Below are 687 nucleotides of genomic sequence, written 5' to 3'. Positions count from 1 at the left end.
GTTCCCTAACACTTACGGAATGCCTGTCATTACTTTCGAGGCTGGCGAGGCTAAGGAACTCCCTGCTTTCAACGTAGGTGTAATCCTTTCTGGTGGTCAGGCTCCTGGTGGTCACAACGTGATCTCTGGTCTCTTCGACGGTGTGAAGTCTCTCAACCCAGCTAACAAGCTCTATGGCTTCATCCTCGGTCCTGGCGGTCTCGTAGATCACAAGTACATGGAGATTACTTCTGAGATCATGGACGAGTACCGTAACACTGGTGGTTTCGATATCATCGGTTCTGGCCGTACCAAGCTGGAGAAGGAAGACCAGTTTGAGAAGGGTATCGAGATTCTCCGCGAGCTCGGTATCAAGGCACTCGTTATCATCGGTGGTGACGACTCTAACACCAACGCTTGCGTTCTCGCTGAGTACTATGCTGCCAAGAAGTATGGCGTTCAGGTAATCGGTTGCCCTAAGACTATCGACGGTGACTTGAAGAACGAGCAGATTGAGACTTCTTTCGGTTTCGATACAGCCTGCAAGACATACTCTGAGCTCATCGGTAACATCGAGCGCGACTGTAACTCTGCCCGCAAGTACTGGCACTTCATCAAGCTGATGGGTCGTTCAGCTTCTCACATCGCTCTTGAGTGCGCTCTCCAGACTCAGCCAAACATCTGCTTGATTTCTGAGGAGGTAGAGGC

Annotated in this window: 2 protein-coding genes; one reads left to right on the top strand and one right to left on the bottom strand. The window is 50.9% G+C overall.

All coding sequences use genetic code 11. The annotated features are described in order from the left end of the window. Window positions 1-211: hypothetical protein (locus ACTRC3_RS11735; RefSeq protein WP_440323194.1), on the bottom strand; the 211-nt coding region annotated here is incomplete at its 3' end. Between ACTRC3_RS11735 and ACTRC3_RS11730 the strand changes: the two genes are divergently transcribed. After that, window positions 119-687 (top strand): 6-phosphofructokinase (locus tag ACTRC3_RS11730; protein ID WP_440323193.1); only part of this gene is annotated, 569 nt, incomplete at its 3' end. The two genes, ACTRC3_RS11735 and ACTRC3_RS11730, sit on opposite strands and share 93 nt — an antisense overlap.

This window comes from Laedolimicola sp. (genome assembly GCF_051972735.1).
Taxonomy (GTDB): Bacteria; Bacillota; Clostridia; order Lachnospirales; family Lachnospiraceae; genus Laedolimicola; species Laedolimicola intestinihominis.
Note: the sequence above shows the minus strand (reverse complement) of the source record. Positions and strands in the feature narration are given on the sequence as shown.